Consider the following 18,066-nt stretch of genomic DNA (forward strand, 5'->3'; position numbering starts at 1 on the left):
TGCCCATTGCCCAATGCCCATTGCCCATTGCCCTATTCCCAATTCTTATGAACATTCTCGAAAGCGTGAAAATGGCAGGGACAACTCTGCTGTCAAATAAGTTGCGTAGTGTCTTGACAATGTTGGGTATTGTCATCGGAAATGCCTCGGTGATTGCGATGATTGGCATCGGGCAAGGTGGACAAAAGTACGTTAATAAACAACTGGAGTCCTTGGGACCAAACGTCATATTTGTCATTCCCGGTAATCAAGAAACTGAGCGCATATCCCGTGATGTCCCAAAAACTTTAGTTTTAGAAGATGCTCTGGCGATCGCTTCTCAAGTCCCAAGTGTAGCAGGTGTGACGGCGGAATTAAACAGCAGGCAGGTGGTGACTTACCGCAACCGCAACACCGATGTCAACATTATCGGTACGACTCCTTCCTTCTTGGTGGTGCGGGATTTTGAAACGGCAAAAGGACGGTTTTTCAGCGACATAGACATGAAGCGCAGCAACCAAGTTGTGGTGTTAGGTGCTGATTTGGCAGAAAAACTCTTTGGTAATTCTAACCCCATCGGGCAGCAAATGCGAATCAAAAATGCCAGCTTTCAAGTAATTGGAGTATTAACACCCAAAGGTTCCAGCGTCGGTGCCGATTACGACGAAGCAGCATTAACACCGATTCCCACCGCTGCAAATCGCTTGGTGGGGAAAACTTCTCCCTACGGATTAGAGGTAACTTATATCGTCGCTTCGGCAAAGAATTCAGACAGTGTAGATGCAGCAGAGTTTCAAATTACTAACTTGCTGCGATTGCGACACAAATTAATCAACGAAGATGATTTTACCATCCGCACTCAAAAAGATGCGCTGCAAACTGTCGGTCAAATTAGCGGTGCGTTAACAATTATGCTTGCAGCGATCGCCGGCATTTCCTTAGTTGTCGGTGGGATTGGCATCATGAATATTATGCTTGTTTCCGTCACGGAACGCACTCAAGAAATTGGATTGCGAAAAGCGATCGGTGCAACTCAACAAGATATCCTGCTACAGTTCATGATTGAGGCAGTAGTTCTCTCAGCCGCTGGTGGTTTAATTGGCACTGGAATTGGTATCGGTGGCATTATGCTAGTAGGAGCGTTGACTCCTTTAGAAGCGGCAATTTCTCCGGTAGCGATCGCTCTTGCCGTTGGGGTTTCTGGTGGTATCGGTTTATTCTTTGGTGTTGTCCCCGCACGTCGTGCGGCTAAACTCGATCCGATTGTCGCGCTACGTAGCGCTTAAGGATTGGCTTTGCTTAACAGCGTATAAACATTTTGCAAAAAAGGTTAACTTTAATCTTAGGTAAAAGAAAAAAGAATAAAAAACCTTCAACCTTTGCCCCTTGCCCTAATCATGAATGAAAATACGATTCCCATATCAACTTTGTTTATCGGACTTAACGGTATCATCGCCTTTGTGCTTTCCTACATTGCCACAATGGAACGCACAAAAACTAGGGTTTGGCATGGTGAGTCAAAAGATGATGTCAAGATACAGCGTAATCCTCTCGACAACCCAAGCCCGTGGGCTGCTTTAATCGAAAGCACGACTCAAAAGTTAATAGGAGACACAATTCCAGATGATGGTATTTTACAACGTAAAGTCCGCGCTCATGGTAATTTCGCAGAATATGTACCTCTGGCATTGCTTTTAATTATTGCGCTTGAGTTGATGCATTCCCAGACTTGGCTGGTATGGCTACTGGGAGCTACGCTGACCATCGCCAGAATTGCTCATGGATACGGATTGATTCAGACTTATGGACCCTCACCAGCACGGGCGATCGGCTTTTTTATGACTTGGTTTGTCTATCTGATAGGTAGTCTAGCGTGTGTTTATTATGGCTTTAAAGACGCGTTTTAACGCTTTCCCATGTCAACCAAAACTGTGATTCTCCTTGCTTTAATCATCTTTTAAGAAAATCTTTATGGCAAACACTTTATCAATTACCGATTCCCGTATTCCCAATCCCACTCCTAAGAGAGCAATTATTCGGATTGAGAATGTCTTTAAAATTTATGGTACTGGGGAAACAGAAGTCAAGGCACTTAACGATGTCAACTTGATTATAGAACAGGGCGAATACTGTTCGATTATGGGACCTTCTGGTTCTGGTAAATCCACCGCAATGAATATTATCGGTTGTTTGGATCGTCCGACATCAGGACATTATTATTTAGATAACGTTGATGTCGCACAACTAGACGATAGCGCTTTGGCACATATTCGTAACAAAAAGTTAGGGTTTGTGTTTCAACAATTCCACCTATTATCTCAACTATCGGCATTAGAAAATGTAATTTTGCCGATGGTGTATGCCGGTGTGAGTAACAGTGAAAGACGCGATCGCGCAACCGAAGCACTTAGCAGAGTAGGTTTAGAAAAGCGACTCAACAACAAACCAACTCAACTATCAGGAGGACAACAACAAAGAGTAGCGATCGCTCGTGCGATCGTCAACCGTCCCGTCGTCCTCCTTGCTGATGAACCCACCGGCGCCCTTGATTCTCGCACAACCCAAGAAGTATTAGATATCTTCACCGAACTTAACGCTAGTGGTATCACCGTAGTCATGGTAACTCATGAGCCAGAAGTTGCTCGTCAAACCCAACGCATAGTTTGGTTTCGTGATGGTCAAGTGGTACACTCCAACATGACAGCATCCGACTTAGCTCACATGCAGTAAATCGAAAACTTATTCTTCGTAGTAAGCACTGAAGTGCTTACTACAAATATTAAAGACTTGACGTTTTACCAGTTTGTGCTTGCGTTTCAATCGGCTTCACATCGGTGTAACCCATTTCATTCGCAATTGTCCGGAATATAGAAATTTGCTCTTCAAATTCTAATCCTTCTACTTCCGAAAGCAGATTATTTATCGGCTCACTAGCATTGTAATTTGCTGGCATTCCAACTATTTTTTTCTCATCCATACCGATTGCCCAAGCATACCAAACCAAGAGCTGGTTATTTTCTTTGATAGCACCATAAGCACGAGAATATTCTGTATCTTTACGATTCACAATTTCGCGCATCACGTTTAATTGCTCCTCTTCAGATAATTCATAATAATCTCCTAACAACCTTGGTGCTAGTTCTGGTTCCGCAGCAGCCGGTACTGCTGGAGTAATTGAACTACCCATTTTTTTATAAACAAAATAAAACCAAGCTAATTTCGCATCAGTATCCAGCTTGTTAAATGCCTCCACCACTTTTTGAGTTGTGTTGGTCTGGGCTTGAGAATCGGCTTTATTGTAACTTGCAGTCATAATTTTTCTCCGAAGTTATTAAATCAAAAAGTTCAAAGTGATACCTGTTTTACCTTGACTATTAATGACTTTATTATCGACCTCCAAGAGAAAGAGTTTTAAAAATTAAAGCTACAAAAATTTATCTATCTTTCAATAGAGGTAAACATCTATCTGTAGATACCAAGAACATGAGACATCACTTTGTTAGGATTACCTCATAAATAGAAAAGTTACTTAAGGGGTTAGTTATGCCTGATGAAGTGAAGCCCAATGTCGCGGAAAATTCTACCCAAGACGCGCAATTAGCTGCTGAAAGCATCGCTAGTGGTGAAGAAAAAGCACCAACAGTCGATGTCGAGGGAGATTACAAAGCCGCACAGAAATACAGCGTCAGTGATGTTGACCGTACAAAAGAAGGTGAAGCAGCTGCCAACGCTGCAACTGCACCTAAGTTTGAGGTATCGAAACAAGAAGAGACAACAACGCAGGCAGAATCAACTAGTAATCCCGCTGATTATATGAACATGGCTAAGGATGTTGGCAATTCTGCAAATGAAGGTGCTACTAACGTCAGTGATGACCTAGTAGAAGAAGCTATAAAAAAAGGTCAAGCCGGAAAGTAAGTTTTTATGCTTGCTGCTAATTGTTAATAGGTAATTTCATGTCCGTTTAATTAACAGTAATAAAAACCCACCCTCGTAGAGACGTTCCGGCGGAACCCACCCTCGTAGAGACGTTCCGCCGGAACCCATCCTCGTAGAGACGTTCCGGCGGAACGTCTTTACAATGTGTGTGATTTGCCGGACATGATACAATGGGTAATAAATTTTATTTAATTACCAAATTACAATTAGCAACTTTTTATCACTTCTAGCAGTTGACTTGGTTGCTGAATCAAAAAGTTGGGATTTTGCTTGTTTAAAACTTCCTCGGAATTGAAACCCCAAGTCACTGCAATCACTTTGATATTTGCTTTTTTGGATGCTTCTATATCTCTAGTTTCATCACCTACATAAATAACTTCTTGAGTTTTTAGTTGTTTTTGTCTTAAGACATTATTAATTATTGTTGTCTTGCCAAAAATTGTCACCCCTGAGTAGATAAACTCAAATAAATTATCTAAATCATTTATTTGCAGGAAGTCTCTGACATTATCTTTAGAATTAGAAGTGATAATTCCTAGCCTATTTCCATCATTTTTCAGTTCTATTAATGCTTCTTTAATTCCGGGAATTGGTTTGAATTCGTGTATTTTATCTTTTAATTCTGATTTCACTTTTTTGACTAAAAAAGGAATCTTGAAAACCGAGATACCTGAGTACTTAATAATTTCTCTAGAAGTAAAATTCCTCATCAGGTCAAGTTCCTCCGGAGTAATTTGTATATAACCAAATTCTAGGGCTAAACGATTAGCAATACTTACTAGAGCATCTACTGTATCGGCAATTGTGCCATCAAAATCAAAAATAATTACTTTCTGGGTCATCTGAAGTATAAAGTATAAAGTATGAAGTTTGAAGTTGACTTCATGACTGAATGTAAGCCTTTACCTTAGTTTGCTCAAGTGCGCTATGCATCTAGTTTATTGTCTAGATTAGCACGGGCATTTCTTCGTAACATTTCTGGTTTAATTCGTCTGAATGCGGATGCCGGAAATTGTTTATCCCACTCCTCATTTGAGATTTTGGCTAATTCTATCAGCTTGGGTGCAATATTCCCAGAGTAAGGTTGAAACTCTGCCACATCGGTTGTACGAGCAAAACGCTGATTCCAAGGACAAACATCTTGGCAGATATCGCAACCTGCAACCCAACCTTGCAAATGAGGTGTAATTGTCTGTGGCAATTTTTCTGCCCTATTTTCAATTGTATGATAAGCTATGCAACGATTGGCATCTATTACAAACTCTTGAGTAATTGCACTGGTAGGACAAGCCTCAAGACAACGAGTACAAGTACCGCAGTGTTGTGTATGTGGGCGATCGCTCTCTAATTCCAGATTGGTCAACACTTCTCCCAAAAATACCCAAGAGCCATACTCCCTAGTTATCACATTACCATTTTTTGCAATCCAACCAATTCCCGCTTGTTGTGCCCATACTTTATCTTGCACTGGTCCTGTGTCTGCATAACTAAGCGCTTGAATACCTTTTTCTTGTTCCTGCAACCAAGTAGTCAGCACCTTGAGTTTTTTGTGCATGACTTTGTGATAGTCTCGTCCCCAGCCATAACGCGACATTTTAGCATATTCTTCACCTCCGGGACGTTGGTGAGGTGTGTAATAATTTAAAGCGACACAAATAAGCGATCGCACTTCTGGCATTAAATACCGAATATCCTGACGCTTCGGCGAAGTCATCCATTCCATATCGGCATGATAACCCAGTTCTAACCATGCTTGCAACCGCTGGGCGTGTGTAGTATCGAGATGATCTACAGATGCAATTCCAACTTTGTGAAACCCTAATTCTAAGGCTTTTTCCTTTACCACACTGCTGCTGGTTGCGGGAAACTGATTCATCTTTCTTATTTAAATTTGCCCAGTGACCGGGATTTCTATTCTACATCATGCTGTTGTCTGAAGGATGAAAAAGAATGTAGAGACATAGCACTGCTACGTCTCGTCTGATTTTGGATAACGCATATAGGGCTTCTCAGTTCGGTGCAATACATCAAAGAATTAAGGAAACGCAGATGAACGCAGATGAACGCAGATAAATCTGTATTTGATTCAAACGAGAAGCGCTATATTTAAATTCGGTCAATTTATCGCTAACGATGACAGATATCTATGAGGATATTTTTTGATTTAGGCGATCGCAACATCTCAAGACGCGATCGCTAAACCTGTGTAATTGATTTTGAGACTGATTCGTTATAATATTGACGATAAACTTTGCTAAAGAGGGCAAATGTATGACTAGCCGCGAGCAGCTTATCCAAGAAATTGCAGAGCTTCCAGATGAGTTAGTCAAAGTAATGTTAGATTTTTTGCATCGTGTTCAGACAACGCGTAGTCATCATCCTCTAGCAAAATTTGCTGGTATTTTGAGTGATGATGAGGCGGCTGATTTACAGGAAGCAATTCAAGCTGATTGTCGTCAGGTTGATTTAAATGAGTGGTGAGATTGCATTAGATACTTCTGTTGCAATACGTTTTTTGAATGGTGATCCTGATGTTGTTTCAAGGGTGTTGGCGTTACCAGAAATATTTTTGTCGGTGGTAGTAGCGGGAGAGTTACTGTTTGGGGCTGAGAACTCGACTCGACCGTTGAAAAATTTTCCTCGATATTTGGAGTTTATGGAAGTTTGTACGGTTGTGCCTGTGGAAAAGCGAACAGCAGTTATCTATGCTCAGACTCGTTCGGCTTTGAAGCGCAAAGGACGACCAATTCCGATGAATGATGTTTGGATTGCAGCGCATTGTCTGGAACATGGTTGGGTGCTTGTGACCGATGATTCAGATTTTGATTATGTGGATGGATTGGTTACAGAGCATTGGTAATGATGGCTATTATGTTTTGCGATCGCCTTTTCCCATCATCTGAGCGCGATATCTACGACGGGCTACGCCTACGCCTAAATCCACAATATCCCAAATAGCGAACTGACAGACCGCCAAAAAGTGATAATTTAGCCTTTTCCCTAATCAGTTAAGATCATATTCATCAATCTTCTTTCCTCACCCTTCTCCTTGGAATTATGACGCAGGATGAGTTATTGGTACTGATAGATCGCGCTGTGGCTGAGGGTTGGCGAGAGTTAGACTTGTCGGGGCAGAAGTTGACTGAAATACCTGATGCGATCGCACAATTAACCAATCTGACGCAGCTTCACCTCAGTAACAACGAAATAACCGAGATTCCAGAGGCGATCGCACAATTAACCAATCTGACGCAGCTTGTCCTCAGTATCAACCAAATAACCGAGATTCCAGAGGCGATCGCACAATTAACCAATCTGACGCAGCTTCACCTCAGTGGCAACAAAATAACCGAGATTCCAGAGGCGATCGCACAATTAACCAATCTGACGCAGCTTGTCCTCAGTATCAACCAAATAACCGAGATTCCAGAGGCGATCGCACAATTAACCAATCTGACGCAGCTTCACCTCAGTGGCAACAAAATAACCGAGATTCCAGAGGCGATCGCACAATTAACCAATCTGACGCAGCTTCACCTCAGTTACAACAAAATAACCGAGATTCCAGAGGCGATCGCACAATTAACCAATCTGACGCAGCTTCACCTCAGTAACAACAAAATAACCGAGATTCCAGAGGCGATCGCACAATTAACCAATCTGACGCAGCTTGTCCTCAGTTACAACAAAATAACCGAGATTCCAGAGGCGATCGCACAATTAACCAATCTGACGCAGCTTCACCTCAGTGACAACAAAATAACCGAGATTCCAGAGGCGATCGCACAATTAACCAATCTGACGCAGCTTGTCCTCAGTATCAACCAAATAACCGAGATTCCAGAGGCGATCGCACAATTAACCAATCTGACGCAGCTTGACCTCAGTTACAACAAAATAACCGAGATTCCAGAGGCGATCGCACAATTAACCAATCTGACGCAGCTTCACCTCAGTTACAACAAAATAACCGAGATTCCAGAGGCGATCGCACAATTAACCAATCTGACGCAGCTTGACCTCAGTTACAACAAAATAACCGAGATTCCAGAGGCGATCGCACAATTAACCAATCTGACGCAGCTTGTCCTCAGTTACAACAAAATAACCGAGATTCCAGAGGCGATCGCACAATTAACCAATCTGACGCAGCTTGTCCTCAGTATCAACCAAATAACCGAGATTCCAGAGGCGATCGCACAATTAACCAATCTGACGCAGCTTCACCTCAGTGGCAACAAAATAACCGAGATTCCAGAGGCGATCGCACAATTAACCAATCTGACGCAGCTTGTCCTCAGTATCAACCAAATAACCGAGATTCCAGAGGCGATCGCACAATTAACCAATCTGACGCAGCTTCACCTCAGTGGCAACAAAATAACCGAGATTCCAGAGGCGATCGCACAATTAACCAATCTGACGCAGCTTGACCTCAGTTACAACAAAATAACCGAGATTCCAGAGGCGATACAAAGTTTGCCGAAATTGGAAACACTAGATTTACGGGGAAATCCGCTGCCTATTTCACCAGAGATTTTAGGATCTTCTGATCGTGTTGGTTCAGTTAAAGACATTTTCAATTACTTGCAATTACTCCGTAGCGGTGAAAGGCGTCAACTCAACGAAGCCAAACTCTTGCTCATCGGACAAGGCAGCGTCGGCAAAACATCCCTGATCGAGCGACTAATCCGCGATAAATATGATAAAAATCAATCCCAAACCGACGGACTCAATGTGGAAACTTGGAACGTGCAGGTTAATAGCAAAGACATCCGTCTTAATGTTTGGGACTTTGGCGGACAGGAAATTTATCATGCCACCCATCAGTTTTTTCTGACTAAGCGCAGCCTCTATCTCCTAGTTTGTAATTGTCGCACCAGCGAAGAAGAAAACCGCATCGAATATTGGCTGAAACTAATCGAAAGCTTCGGCGGAAAGTCCCCCGTGATTATCGTTGGCAACAAAAAAGACGAACAACCCCTCGATATCAACCGCAAAGCATTACGCGAAAAATATCCTAACATCGAAGCCATTATCGAAACCTCCTGCCAAGACAATATCGGCATTGATGAACTTCGCACCGCTATTTTGCAGCAAATCGGCAAACTCAAAGAAGTTTACGATCTTCTACCTCTGACATGGTTTGAGGTTAAACAAAAACTCGAATCCATGCCCCAAGACTTTATCACCTACAGCAGTTATATCGGCATCTGTTACGAAAACAAAATTCCCGAAGAACAAAACCAAGAGCAACTAATCGACTTGCTGCATCGACTTGGCTTAGTTCTCAACTTCCGCGAGCATCCCATACTCAAAGATACCAACGTCCTCAAACCCAACTGGGTGACAGAAGGCATTTACGCGCTCCTGAGCGATGAAAACCTCAAAACTCAAACCAAAGGCATTTTTACCCCCGCCGATCTCATCCGCATCCTCAATCCAGAGCGATATCCCCCCAAGCGTCACGACTATTTGATCGGGCTGATGAAAGAATTTGAGCTTTGCTTTGAATTAGATTGTAAACCACCACAATTCCTGATTGCGGGACTTCTGCCCAAAGACGAACCAGAGGAAACAGAACTGCACGGTGAAACCCTGGAATTTCAATACCATTACAAAGTTCTCCCGGAAAGCATCATCTCCCGCTTCATCGTCATCACCCACGAAAAAATCTATAAGCAAATCTATTGGCGCAGTGGCGTAATGCTGCAATATCAAGAAAACAACGAAATCTACAACATTGCTCGGATCAAAGCCGATCCAGAAGATAAAAAAATCTTCATCACCATTAGCGAACGCAAAGAAACCCGCCGCTTATTTCTCGGCATTATCCGCGATGTCTTCCAAAAAATCCACAAAAGTCTCCCCAATCTCGAAATCACCGAATGGGTTCCCGTCCCCAATCACCCCAAACATCCACCCCTCGACTACCAAGAACTTCTAGGACTTGAGGCAATGGGTGAAAGCACAATCACCATCGGCAAACTAAAATTAAAACTCGATCTGCGTCAACTTTTAGATGGCTATGAAGACATACGTCAAAGAAAGTCAAAAGGCGATCATTCTATTGATATAGAAGGAGGTGACTCACCTCTTACAGTTAATGTCGTTGATCGCCGTTCTAAAACCTTTAACCAACATGGAGAAGGCGATAATTTTGCAGGCGATCGGGTCGAAGGCAATAAAACAGGATGAAGTTACCCAACTTTGATAGGACTTACGCAAAATGACCAAAAAACGTTCGCCCTTGGCGTTGCCGGAGGCTACCGCAGAGGACGCAGAGAACACAGAGGAATAGAGTTTGAGAGAGTTTTTGCGTAAGTCCTGTTTGAATTAGGGTTTATCGATCGCAACAAACTGCAAAACTGAGGTAATGTCTATGCTTGCGACCCCAAACAAACTAAACTTATTAGATATTGTTGCTCTTAAAACTCCCTTATTTGAACATAACTTGCTTGCAGGTCAAGTGGGAACCATTGTCGAAATCCTCGCTCCCGAAGTATACGAAGTAGAATTTAGCGATGATGAGGGTCAAACCTATGCCATGCAAGCCTTACCAGCCCATCAACTCCTAAAACTCCATTACAAACCCCTCAAAACTATGTCTAACAATATCAATCAATACGGCAAAGGCGATAATGTTGCAGGTGATAAAATCCAAGGTGATAAAATCCAAGGTGATAAAAACCAAAATGACTTCAAAGACGCAACTATTGGATTTGTCGCTCAAAACGAAGCCCAAGCTAGAGTAGACAATATAAATCAAACAAGGGGTGCAAGCATAGCAGAACTAATGCAAATCATCAGCACCATGCGCCAAACTGCTGCCCAATTTCCACCAGAAACCCGCGACGACATCACCATTGATATTGATGATATAGAAGAAGAAATTAAAAAGCCAGAAAAAGAACGCAATTTACCCAAACTTAAAAAGCGTCTAGTAGCTTTACTAGCTGCTGGTACTCTAGTCGCTGCCCCGATCGCAGGTATGACAGACTTTACAAACAATGTTCTGGAAATAGGTCAGAAAGTAGGCATAGAACTAAAGCTTCCCTCTGTTAAATAGACTTTTTTATCTCTAGGGGCGATGGCTTCGCCGGTTCGCAAAGCGACCATCGCATAGGTTGAAATGATACCCGCCTTTCAATACGGTTCGGTTATGGCAGGAGACGCAAGGGAATCGCCGTCTCTACAAAGGGCTTATTATTGTAAAGACGGCGATTCCCTTGCGTCTTTGTGATCTATAATTTTCATCAAAAAATCTTATCCGAACCGTATTGACCCGCCTTTGATTTGATGAAAATTGAACTTGCGATCGCTATTCATCAATGAATATTTAAACCTAACCTACAGCAAACTCAGTATCAGAGCGCACTCTAGCAGGTTGAAAACCCAAAACTATATCTTCATGTGGTACACCCAATTTTAATAACTCATAGGCGATACCATCTTCCGTACCATCATATTGAATCCAAATCTTGCCATTTTTAATATCTAAATGTAGCAAACATCCATAATCTCTAATATCATTTTGCTTCCAACCCACATACACTAATTGATAGTGATCTCGCTCCGTATCAAAAATAGGTTGAGCCTCAACATCCTTTGCAGATTTCATCGAGCGATCGGCTTTTGCTTGGATTAGTTGTTGAATATATTGCCTGTAGAGAGCTACTTTATCCATTGCTCAATCGTCTCCTTTTCTAAGTCATAAACTAAAAGTTTAATTTGACTGCGTTGTACCACACTATTAATAAAAGCTAAGTTAAAAAAGGTTTCATAAACAAAACGAGGTACTGCTAAATATAAAATTCGCTCTGGATCTTTATCTTCTAAAGCATAGCGATAATCTAAAAACTGTCCATGCGCTAAATGAAAATCAGAAATCCTTGAGGGACTAATAAAACTTTTCACCTCAACCGCAATTTTATCATTTCCCCTTTGGGCACCAATAAGCTGTTCCGCGCCAATGTCTATATACATTTCAACTCCACCTATACGCAATTCGTATGGATCGTGAGTTATTTGCCATCCGTCTTTTTTAAGAGCGCGTTTAACTTGCTCGTGATACAAATCTTTTGCCATATTATGGGTTGCGTTGAGGAACTTGAGCGATCGCGCTTTGAATCACGGCACTAGAACATTTTAGCTAAAATTTGACGGACTCAAAACCTTCTGTATGCTGTAAAATTAGTTGCGAATGGCGCGATGGCTTCGCCGGTTCGCAAAGCGACCATCGCATAGCTTGAAATGATACCCGTCTTTGATTTGATCAGGACTTACGCAAAAACTCTCTCAAACTCTATTCCTCTGTTTTCTCTGCGTCCTCTGCGGTAGCCTCCGGCAACGCCAAGGGCGAACGTTTTTTGGTCATTTTGCGTAAGTCCTATTGATGAAAATTGAACTTGCGATCGCTATTCATCAATAGACTTCTTGCATAAATCAAAAAAAGAACCCCACCCCCACGAGTGACGGAAGTCAAAGTCTCCCCTCCCCGCCTGCGGGGAGGGGCTGGGGGTGGGGTGTTAGGGGAATAAGTGCAAAGCGTGAATTTAGTTTCACTTTTCATAAAAGCAACGCAAGTACTTCAAAACGATGTTTGGGTACTTCAAAACGATGTTTGGGTACTTCAAAACGATTTTTAGGTACTTCAAAACGATTTTTAGGTACTTCAAAACGATTTTTAGGTACTTCAAAACGATTTTTAGGTACTTCAAAACGATTTTTAGGTACTTCAAAACGATTTTTAGGTACTTCAAAACGATTTTTAGGTACTTCAAAACGATTTTTAGGTACTTCAAAACGATTTTTAGGTACTTCAAAACGATTTTTGGGTACTTCAACACGATATTGAAGGGCTTAAGAAGAAGAAAAAATTTATTTATACTTTCAATTAGAGATATTTTAAGTGAAATTAGGCAATAAATATGAGATTTCACCGTAAACTTCACATCAATTTTGGTGGTTTTCCCTCAGGGAAAGAAGAACGGCAAATGGCTAAAGTGGAACCATAAGTCTGTATTAATTTTCACACGAGTTTTTGTAGGAGAGGCATTCATGGCACGACTGAAACGCAGTTCTATCGCATTGGATAAGGCAACGCTACGGATATCGGGGATGCGATCGATTAGCGAAACGCTTGAGTTTAGCGATAGCTTGAGTTTAGCGGAGTATGAAAGGCGGATTCAAACCTTGCAAACAAAGCTATCGAGTTACAACACAATGCTTTCCACAGTTGATGAAGCGGTGGGGCAGATTAAATTGCTAGAGCAGGATTTGACAAGCTACTCGGAAAAAATGTTGATGAGTGTGGCAACGCGCTATGGCAAGAACAGTTTGCAGTATATTCAGGCAGGGGGTAGACCACGCAAGAGTAGTAAACGACCTGTGGGGAACACTGCACCGGCGGCGATCGCAGCAGTGATGATACCGAATACAGAGAACGGGACGACAAATGGCGGGAGTACAAAGGCGTTGGTAAATTAAAGAAATTAGTTGATCAGTGCGATCGTCCGGCTCTTTTCTAGCCGAGCGATCGCTATAAACAAGTACTAAATAGGTAGTATGAACTAATTACTAATTACTAACTATGAAAAATGGAAGCCATTATTTTTGTTGGTATTCAAGGTGTAGGTAAGTCTACTTTTTATCGTGAGCGCTTTTTTAATACGCACATCCGCATTAACATGGATATGCTTAAAACTCGTCATCGAGAGCAAATTATCTTACAAGCTTGTTTAGAAGGTAAACAAGCTTTTGTTGTAGATAACACTAACCCTACTCTTGAAGAAAGAAAGCGTTACATCATCCCAGCCAAAGCCAAAAAATTTCAATTGGTCGCTTATTATTTTCAAGCAGACTTAGAAGAGTGCAAGCGAAGAAATAGTCAAAGAATATCTAAACAAGTTGTGCCGCTTGTGGGACTATTAGGCACATATAAAAAATTAATTAAACCGCATTTTCAAGAAGGATTTGATGTTATTTATACAGTTAAAAGTGAGTTAGATTATTCATTTATTGTTGAGGAATCGCAGAATGAAATTTGATGAACTAGATAGTAGAATGCGGGTATTTGAAACATCCCACGATTATTGTGTTCTGCCGGGACTTCACATAGTTGCTAGGTTAGATGGACGCAGTTTTACTCGCCTGACAAAAGAAGTACATCAATTTGAATCTCCCTATGATGTCCACTTTCGAGAGATGATGCTGACAACGATAGAGCATCTAATGAATTGTGGCATAGATATTAAGTATGCTTATACTCAAAGTGATGAAATTTCCCTTCTTTTTGCTGAACACGAGACTACTTTTAACCGCAAACTCAGAAAACTTAACTCAGTTTTAGCGGGGGAAGCAAGCGCTAAATTTTCTTTGTTGTTAGGTGATGTTGCTTGCTTTGACTGTCGCATTTCCCAGCTTCCTAATATAGAAGAAGTGGTGAATTATTTTCGGTGGCGACATGAAGATGCTCACAGGAATGCTTTAAATGCTCATTGTTATTGGTGCTTGCGTCGTGATGGGAAAAACGCAACTGAAGCAACCACGATGATGAAAGGATTATCTGTTGCTGATAAAAACGAACTGTTATTCCAACATGGAATTAATTTTAATCAACTACCTAACTGGCAAAAGCGAGGTGTAGGACTTTATTGGCAAAAATATCAAAAGGAAGGATTTAATCCCATAACAGGTGAAACTGTTCATACATTAAGGCGAAGCATTAGACGAAATATAGATTTACTCATGAAAGATGAATACAGTAAATTTATTGCTGAATTAGTCAATAATCCATAATTAAAGCCTTAACTTTGTTTAATTTGCAGTTTAGATAGCTGATTTAAGTAGCTATTTGAGGTTTTTCTCCACCAAATCGCCACAGCAAGATAACACCCAAGCCCAACAGATTGACTAGGAAAACTACTAACCCTCCGAAAAATGGAATTAGTGTCAAAACTGTCACGATCGCCAAACCCACCAAGAACTGCTGTTGTAAAGACCAATTGCCATTACTGAGCAGGCATTGACCCACAAAAAGTGCCACACCTAATGACCCTACTAGAGAAGTGACGATCGCAGTTAGACTTAGGAGTGGAATCAAAGGAATACCAATGAGTGTAATCGCCAGAAACACGGTGGCAAAGACAAAAGAGACGATCGCCCCAATTCCCCATAGACCAGTCAAAATAGGGTGTTGACCCAATTTTGTCGCCAAAGAAGACAGAAACTGTGGATTGGTGTGCAAAATAATCAGTCCGAGAATCGCTGCTACTACAGCGGCACTAATTCTAAAAATGGCATTGAAGAAATACTGAGCGAAGAAGTTAATTCTGACTCGATTGGAACCATACATCATGCCATGTCGATCGCTGAATGTAGCACGTTCACCACCAACGATCGCACCTTCTTCTTGGACGATTTTGCCGCCAAAAGAGTAAGCATCAGCTTCTACCCGCGCTCCTTTTTTCAGTATGACATCCCCGCCAAAAGCGATCGCAGTGTCCAAAACTCTGGCATTAGGTGATACGGTAACACTCCCCCCAAAAGCTAGGGCATTTTCGACAACTTGATTCTCTGGTACGGTTACACTTCCACCGAAGCGAATGAGGTTGGTATTATTGATATTGATATCAGTCTGTGCCAGAGCATTGCCTGCAAATATTAAGCAAATGCTGGTTATAAAAACTAAAATTAATTGTTGCCATTTCATAGATTTCATCCTCGTAAACGATAAAAACATCGACTATCTCTCATGACATTGAAAAAATATACTAAGAGCAAAAACCAGTAGAAATAATTTTGATGGTGAGTGTTTTTTTGGTTTGGTGTTATCCATAATTGTTGTTAAATGAAGTTCTTTTTCGTATTTGGAAAGCATTGCTTAATACAGAAGGGATTTCTTCCGACTATATGCTATTCCTAAAATGACGGATACTATTAGCTCGATGGAAAAAACAACAATTACTTTCCAATTCAAATTTAGCTGCATGGCTCCATTATTACCCACATATAAAGCTGAATAAACAATACATCCATTAAACCAGGCATGACTTATTACACAGAAAAATAAGTTATTTGTGTATTTATACAGAGTTGTAAAGCTGGAACTTATAATTATTACTGAAAATAAATATAATCCAAATGGGAATGAAGTTTGAAGTGTCCCTTTTATAAACCATAATGGCAAATGCCATATACTCCATATAATTGCCACAATCAGGACAGAAGGTAAATAATTAATTACCTTTTCTAATTTAGGTTGCAAAATCCCACGCCATCCTAATTCCTCTAATCCACCTCCAATTATAAGTCCTGGTAAACTAATTAAGATATAGAGAATGGATATAGGATTCTTGATTCCAAAAGCAATCCAAACCATAAATAAACGCCAAATTAAAAACAATCCAAATATCAGCCACACTTTTTTATCTATTTTTTTACCAAAGACAAACTTCACAAAAGATTCTTCAACAAAATCTTCCTTGAACTGTTGATAAATAATATACGAACTAATGGCTGGACTCACCCCGCCAATTAACATCGGTATCCAAAATAAAGGCTCACCATACCAAAGAGTATTAAAATATCTGTTGCCGATGATAATAATCAACCAGCACGACCATGTTATAGAAAAAGTATAAAGCAGAAAAAATCCAACTTGCTTTAGCGATCGCTCTTTTTGATTTATAATTTTCATCTTTTATCAATTACTGTTTTTTTTTTGCAATATCTTGTCACGAATATATCAATAAATAAAGGATAATAATGACAGATTGTTTCACTTGATTTTTTGAGCAGGCGTATCACGTTCCCGTTCCCGCGAAACTAATCCCGTAACTTTTCCTTGAGTGTTTTTGACGAATTTAATTTCCAATTCAACCGCTTTCAGAAAGCAGAAACTGCTTGCCACTCTTGAATTGCCGTAAATGGGATTTGTAACTTGATCGGTGAGCCAGTTACCATTGGTAAAGTTAGCTGAATGGGGATTTCAGACTTCAACTGCGGTAAGATAGACTTAATGTTATATTCTGCGACATTCGCTTGGGTTAGTGTATCCGAAGAAATGTTGCTAGAAATATCCGTAGCAGTCAGTGTTTGCCCCATAGATGTTTTCAGGGTCAGTGGTTGAGTGTGATCGAATTCCACCGTACCAGGAAAGCCCACTAGCCGCAGAGAGACAATAGCGCTACCTTCAGGATGAATACGCTTGAAGGCGATCGCTTGCCAGGAATTTCCGGTCTGATCTCGCAGCTTTTGCCGGGATTGATACAGCATTTGCCCTGGATATTCTTCAATTTGCGTCACAGCAGCAAAAGCGGGTAGGGGACTGCAAACAACTAGTAAAACGCAGATCCAAGCAGCCAGCAGCCAGCGCATCGGGCGAATTTTAGACCCGTTAAAATAGATAGAGTTCATGGCAAAAGTCCTAATAAAGTTAAAATTTATTGAAATTCCAGAGTAAAATTTGGGATAAAATCCCAAATTGTTTTGGTGCATTATCTGGAAGCGATCGCTTCTCCTGCGACTTGCCAAGCTGCAAAGCTAGGTGGAAAACCCTGCACATTCTCATAGCCCAACAAGTGTAATGTCATCACTCCCATTGCCGAACGATAACCGGAGGAGCAATACAACACCACAGGGCGATCGTGCGGAATTTGATCCAGATTCTGCGCTAGTGTTCGGAGCGGAATGTTAATTGCGTTAGGTATATGTCCAGATTGATATTCAGAGGGTTCTCGCACATCCACCAACATGGTTTGAGAATTCTCTAACTGGCTTTTCAACTTTTCGACACTGGCGATGGTGTAATAGCCTAATGGAATCGAAGTGAGAAAGCGATCGACTCCCAATTGCAAACTCGGTGCAACCTTAATCCCAACCATAAATGTAGGGGAAGATGCCGCAGCCATCGAGGGTTGCCCAACACCAAAAAAGAATCCGATTGATAATGCGAGTCCAAGTAAAATTGTTGAGAAGAATTTTTTGAATATCATAGATTTTCTCAGATAGGTTTTCTTGATTTTGATTTTATCTGCGTTCATCGGCGTTTATCTATCTTCATCTGCGGTTAATTCTTTCTTTCTTTCTGTACCTCATGAATGTGGGAATCGCTATATTTTTGACCTGACTAAAGTTCAGTCAAAA

Annotated in this window: 21 protein-coding genes; 12 read left to right on the forward strand and 9 right to left on the reverse strand. The window is 41.1% G+C overall.

The features are described 5' to 3' along the window. The first annotated feature begins 47 nt into the window (after positions 1-47). The 3 genes from TOL9009_RS0117800 (at position 48) to TOL9009_RS0117810 (ending at position 2,709) form a co-directional block, all read left to right on the forward strand. On the forward strand, positions 48-1,265 hold the full coding sequence (locus TOL9009_RS0117800) for an ABC transporter permease (RefSeq protein WP_029633985.1): 1,218 nt from the start codon (positions 48-50) through the stop codon (positions 1,263-1,265). A 93-nt stretch (positions 1,266-1,358) separates the two neighbouring features. Next, the gene (locus tag TOL9009_RS0117805) at positions 1,359-1,886 is read left to right on the forward strand and encodes an MAPEG family protein (RefSeq protein WP_260675916.1); all 528 of its coding nucleotides are present in this window, start codon (positions 1,359-1,361) and stop codon (positions 1,884-1,886) included. 64 nt (positions 1,887-1,950) lie between these two features. Continuing rightward, entirely contained in the window at positions 1,951-2,709 is a 759-nt protein-coding gene (locus tag TOL9009_RS0117810; protein ID WP_029633987.1) for an ABC transporter ATP-binding protein, read from the forward strand. A gap of 49 nt (positions 2,710-2,758) precedes the next feature. Here the strand turns inward: TOL9009_RS0117810 and TOL9009_RS0117815 are convergent, their stop codons facing one another. Beyond that, positions 2,759-3,292: an orange carotenoid protein N-terminal domain-containing protein gene (locus TOL9009_RS0117815; RefSeq protein ID WP_029633988.1), complete on the reverse strand. Its 534-nt coding sequence runs from the start codon at positions 3,290-3,292 to the stop codon at positions 2,759-2,761. A 230-nt stretch (positions 3,293-3,522) separates the two neighbouring features. On the opposite strand from TOL9009_RS0117815, the gene TOL9009_RS0117820 reads away from it, so the two are divergent. Continuing rightward, entirely contained in the window at positions 3,523-3,897 is a 375-nt protein-coding gene (locus TOL9009_RS0117820; RefSeq protein WP_029633989.1) for a hypothetical protein, read from the forward strand. A gap of 227 nt (positions 3,898-4,124) precedes the next feature. Here the strand turns inward: TOL9009_RS0117820 and TOL9009_RS0117825 are convergent, their stop codons facing one another. Beyond that, complete coding sequence (locus TOL9009_RS0117825; protein ID WP_029633990.1) at positions 4,125-4,760, reverse strand: HAD-IA family hydrolase; 636 nt, start codon at positions 4,758-4,760, stop codon at positions 4,125-4,127. Between the two features lie 83 nt (positions 4,761-4,843). Further along, the gene (queG, locus tag TOL9009_RS0117830) at positions 4,844-5,794 is read right to left on the reverse strand and encodes a tRNA epoxyqueuosine(34) reductase QueG (RefSeq protein WP_029633991.1); all 951 of its coding nucleotides are present in this window, start codon (positions 5,792-5,794) and stop codon (positions 4,844-4,846) included. A 395-nt stretch (positions 5,795-6,189) separates the two neighbouring features. On the opposite strand from queG, the gene TOL9009_RS0117835 reads away from it, so the two are divergent. The 4 genes from TOL9009_RS0117835 to TOL9009_RS49450 all read left to right on the forward strand — a co-directional run bounded on the left by TOL9009_RS0117835 (position 6,190) and on the right by TOL9009_RS49450 (position 10,987). Beyond that, on the forward strand, positions 6,190-6,399 hold the full coding sequence (locus TOL9009_RS0117835) for a hypothetical protein (RefSeq protein ID WP_029633992.1): 210 nt from the start codon (positions 6,190-6,192) through the stop codon (positions 6,397-6,399). Continuing rightward, complete coding sequence (locus TOL9009_RS0117840; RefSeq protein WP_029633993.1) at positions 6,389-6,778, forward strand: type II toxin-antitoxin system VapC family toxin; 390 nt, start codon at positions 6,389-6,391, stop codon at positions 6,776-6,778. The genes TOL9009_RS0117835 and TOL9009_RS0117840 overlap by 11 nt, the downstream gene beginning before the upstream one ends. A gap of 197 nt (positions 6,779-6,975) precedes the next feature. Further along, positions 6,976-10,116, forward strand: coding sequence for a leucine-rich repeat protein (locus TOL9009_RS39595; protein WP_084763244.1), 3,141 nt, complete (start codon positions 6,976-6,978; stop codon positions 10,114-10,116). Between the two features lie 184 nt (positions 10,117-10,300). Next, the gene (locus TOL9009_RS49450) at positions 10,301-10,987 is read left to right on the forward strand and encodes a DUF4926 domain-containing protein (RefSeq protein ID WP_063628694.1); all 687 of its coding nucleotides are present in this window, start codon (positions 10,301-10,303) and stop codon (positions 10,985-10,987) included. Between the two features lie 276 nt (positions 10,988-11,263). Here TOL9009_RS49450 and TOL9009_RS0117855 read toward each other — a convergent pair whose 3' ends face one another. Together TOL9009_RS0117855 and TOL9009_RS0117860 are read right to left on the reverse strand one after the other, a co-directional pair. Then, on the reverse strand, positions 11,264-11,605 hold the full coding sequence (locus tag TOL9009_RS0117855) for a XisI protein (RefSeq protein WP_029633994.1): 342 nt from the start codon (positions 11,603-11,605) through the stop codon (positions 11,264-11,266). Then, complete coding sequence (locus tag TOL9009_RS0117860) at positions 11,593-12,006, reverse strand: XisH family protein (protein WP_029633995.1); 414 nt, start codon at positions 12,004-12,006, stop codon at positions 11,593-11,595. Before TOL9009_RS0117860 ends, TOL9009_RS0117855 begins: the two co-directional genes overlap by 13 nt. A 535-nt stretch (positions 12,007-12,541) precedes the next feature. Here TOL9009_RS0117860 and TOL9009_RS45800 point away from each other — a divergent pair. The 4 genes from TOL9009_RS45800 to TOL9009_RS0117880 all read left to right on the forward strand — a co-directional run bounded on the left by TOL9009_RS45800 (position 12,542) and on the right by TOL9009_RS0117880 (position 14,718). After that, on the forward strand, positions 12,542-12,775 hold the full coding sequence (locus TOL9009_RS45800) for a hypothetical protein (RefSeq protein WP_144238269.1): 234 nt from the start codon (positions 12,542-12,544) through the stop codon (positions 12,773-12,775). Between the two features lie 203 nt (positions 12,776-12,978). Further along, positions 12,979-13,407, forward strand: coding sequence for a hypothetical protein (locus TOL9009_RS39605; protein ID WP_038296414.1), 429 nt, complete (start codon positions 12,979-12,981; stop codon positions 13,405-13,407). Positions 13,408-13,517: 110 nt separating this feature from the next. Continuing rightward, on the forward strand, positions 13,518-13,967 hold the full coding sequence (locus TOL9009_RS0117875; protein ID WP_029633997.1) for an ATP-binding protein: 450 nt from the start codon (positions 13,518-13,520) through the stop codon (positions 13,965-13,967). Beyond that, the gene (locus tag TOL9009_RS0117880) at positions 13,957-14,718 is read left to right on the forward strand and encodes a tRNA(His) guanylyltransferase Thg1 family protein (RefSeq protein ID WP_029633998.1); all 762 of its coding nucleotides are present in this window, start codon (positions 13,957-13,959) and stop codon (positions 14,716-14,718) included. Before TOL9009_RS0117875 ends, TOL9009_RS0117880 begins: the two co-directional genes overlap by 11 nt. Positions 14,719-14,761: 43 nt before the next feature. Here TOL9009_RS0117880 and TOL9009_RS0117885 read toward each other — a convergent pair whose 3' ends face one another. The 4 genes from TOL9009_RS0117885 to TOL9009_RS0117900 all read right to left on the reverse strand — a co-directional run bounded on the left by TOL9009_RS0117885 (position 14,762) and on the right by TOL9009_RS0117900 (position 17,915). Next, positions 14,762-15,631, reverse strand: coding sequence for a hypothetical protein (locus tag TOL9009_RS0117885; protein ID WP_029633999.1), 870 nt, complete (start codon positions 15,629-15,631; stop codon positions 14,762-14,764). Positions 15,632-15,802: 171 nt separating this feature from the next. Continuing rightward, the gene (locus TOL9009_RS0117890; protein ID WP_199341532.1) at positions 15,803-16,618 is read right to left on the reverse strand and encodes a CPBP family intramembrane glutamic endopeptidase; all 816 of its coding nucleotides are present in this window, start codon (positions 16,616-16,618) and stop codon (positions 15,803-15,805) included. Between the two features lie 188 nt (positions 16,619-16,806). Further along, entirely contained in the window at positions 16,807-17,337 is a 531-nt protein-coding gene (locus tag TOL9009_RS0117895) for a DUF3122 domain-containing protein (protein WP_029634001.1), read from the reverse strand. An 80-nt stretch (positions 17,338-17,417) separates the two neighbouring features. After that, positions 17,418-17,915, reverse strand: a complete 498-nt coding sequence (locus TOL9009_RS0117900) for a rhodanese-like domain-containing protein (RefSeq protein WP_029634002.1) — start codon at positions 17,913-17,915, stop codon at positions 17,418-17,420. Positions 17,916-18,066 lie beyond the last annotated feature (151 nt).

The organism is [Scytonema hofmanni] UTEX 2349 (assembly GCF_000582685.1).
GTDB classification, from domain to species: Bacteria; Cyanobacteriota; Cyanobacteriia; order Cyanobacteriales; family Nostocaceae; genus Hassallia; species Hassallia hofmanni.

What these genes read in the sequence shown, in the direction of transcription:
- TOL9009_RS0117835 (WP_029633992.1), top strand. Translation starts at nt 6,190, where the DNA reads ATGACTAGCCGCGAGCAGCTTATCCAAGAAATTGCAGAGCTTCCAGAT.
- TOL9009_RS0117810 (WP_029633987.1), top strand. Translation starts at nt 1,951, where the DNA reads ATGGCAAACACTTTATCAATTACCGATTCCCGTATTCCCAATCCCACT.
- TOL9009_RS0117800 (WP_029633985.1), top strand. Translation starts at nt 48, where the DNA reads ATGAACATTCTCGAAAGCGTGAAAATGGCAGGGACAACTCTGCTGTCA.
- queG (WP_029633991.1), bottom strand. Translation starts at nt 5,794, where the DNA reads ATGAATCAGTTTCCCGCAACCAGCAGCAGTGTGGTAAAGGAAAAAGCC.
- TOL9009_RS0117890 (WP_199341532.1), bottom strand. Translation starts at nt 16,618, where the DNA reads ATGAAAATTATAAATCAAAAAGAGCGATCGCTAAAGCAAGTTGGATTT.
- TOL9009_RS49450 (WP_063628694.1), top strand. Translation starts at nt 10,301, where the DNA reads ATGCTTGCGACCCCAAACAAACTAAACTTATTAGATATTGTTGCTCTT.
- TOL9009_RS0117820 (WP_029633989.1), top strand. Translation starts at nt 3,523, where the DNA reads ATGCCTGATGAAGTGAAGCCCAATGTCGCGGAAAATTCTACCCAAGAC.
- TOL9009_RS0117840 (WP_029633993.1), top strand. Translation starts at nt 6,389, where the DNA reads ATGAGTGGTGAGATTGCATTAGATACTTCTGTTGCAATACGTTTTTTG.
- TOL9009_RS0117825 (WP_029633990.1), bottom strand. Translation starts at nt 4,760, where the DNA reads ATGACCCAGAAAGTAATTATTTTTGATTTTGATGGCACAATTGCCGAT.
- TOL9009_RS0117895 (WP_029634001.1), bottom strand. Translation starts at nt 17,337, where the DNA reads ATGAACTCTATCTATTTTAACGGGTCTAAAATTCGCCCGATGCGCTGG.
- TOL9009_RS0117855 (WP_029633994.1), bottom strand. Translation starts at nt 11,605, where the DNA reads ATGGATAAAGTAGCTCTCTACAGGCAATATATTCAACAACTAATCCAA.
- TOL9009_RS0117900 (WP_029634002.1), bottom strand. Translation starts at nt 17,915, where the DNA reads ATGATATTCAAAAAATTCTTCTCAACAATTTTACTTGGACTCGCATTA.
- TOL9009_RS0117880 (WP_029633998.1), top strand. Translation starts at nt 13,957, where the DNA reads ATGAAATTTGATGAACTAGATAGTAGAATGCGGGTATTTGAAACATCC.
- TOL9009_RS0117815 (WP_029633988.1), bottom strand. Translation starts at nt 3,292, where the DNA reads ATGACTGCAAGTTACAATAAAGCCGATTCTCAAGCCCAGACCAACACA.
- TOL9009_RS39605 (WP_038296414.1), top strand. Translation starts at nt 12,979, where the DNA reads ATGGCACGACTGAAACGCAGTTCTATCGCATTGGATAAGGCAACGCTA.
- TOL9009_RS39595 (WP_084763244.1), top strand. Translation starts at nt 6,976, where the DNA reads ATGACGCAGGATGAGTTATTGGTACTGATAGATCGCGCTGTGGCTGAG.
- TOL9009_RS0117860 (WP_029633995.1), bottom strand. Translation starts at nt 12,006, where the DNA reads ATGGCAAAAGATTTGTATCACGAGCAAGTTAAACGCGCTCTTAAAAAA.
- TOL9009_RS0117875 (WP_029633997.1), top strand. Translation starts at nt 13,518, where the DNA reads ATGGAAGCCATTATTTTTGTTGGTATTCAAGGTGTAGGTAAGTCTACT.
- TOL9009_RS0117885 (WP_029633999.1), bottom strand. Translation starts at nt 15,631, where the DNA reads ATGAAATGGCAACAATTAATTTTAGTTTTTATAACCAGCATTTGCTTA.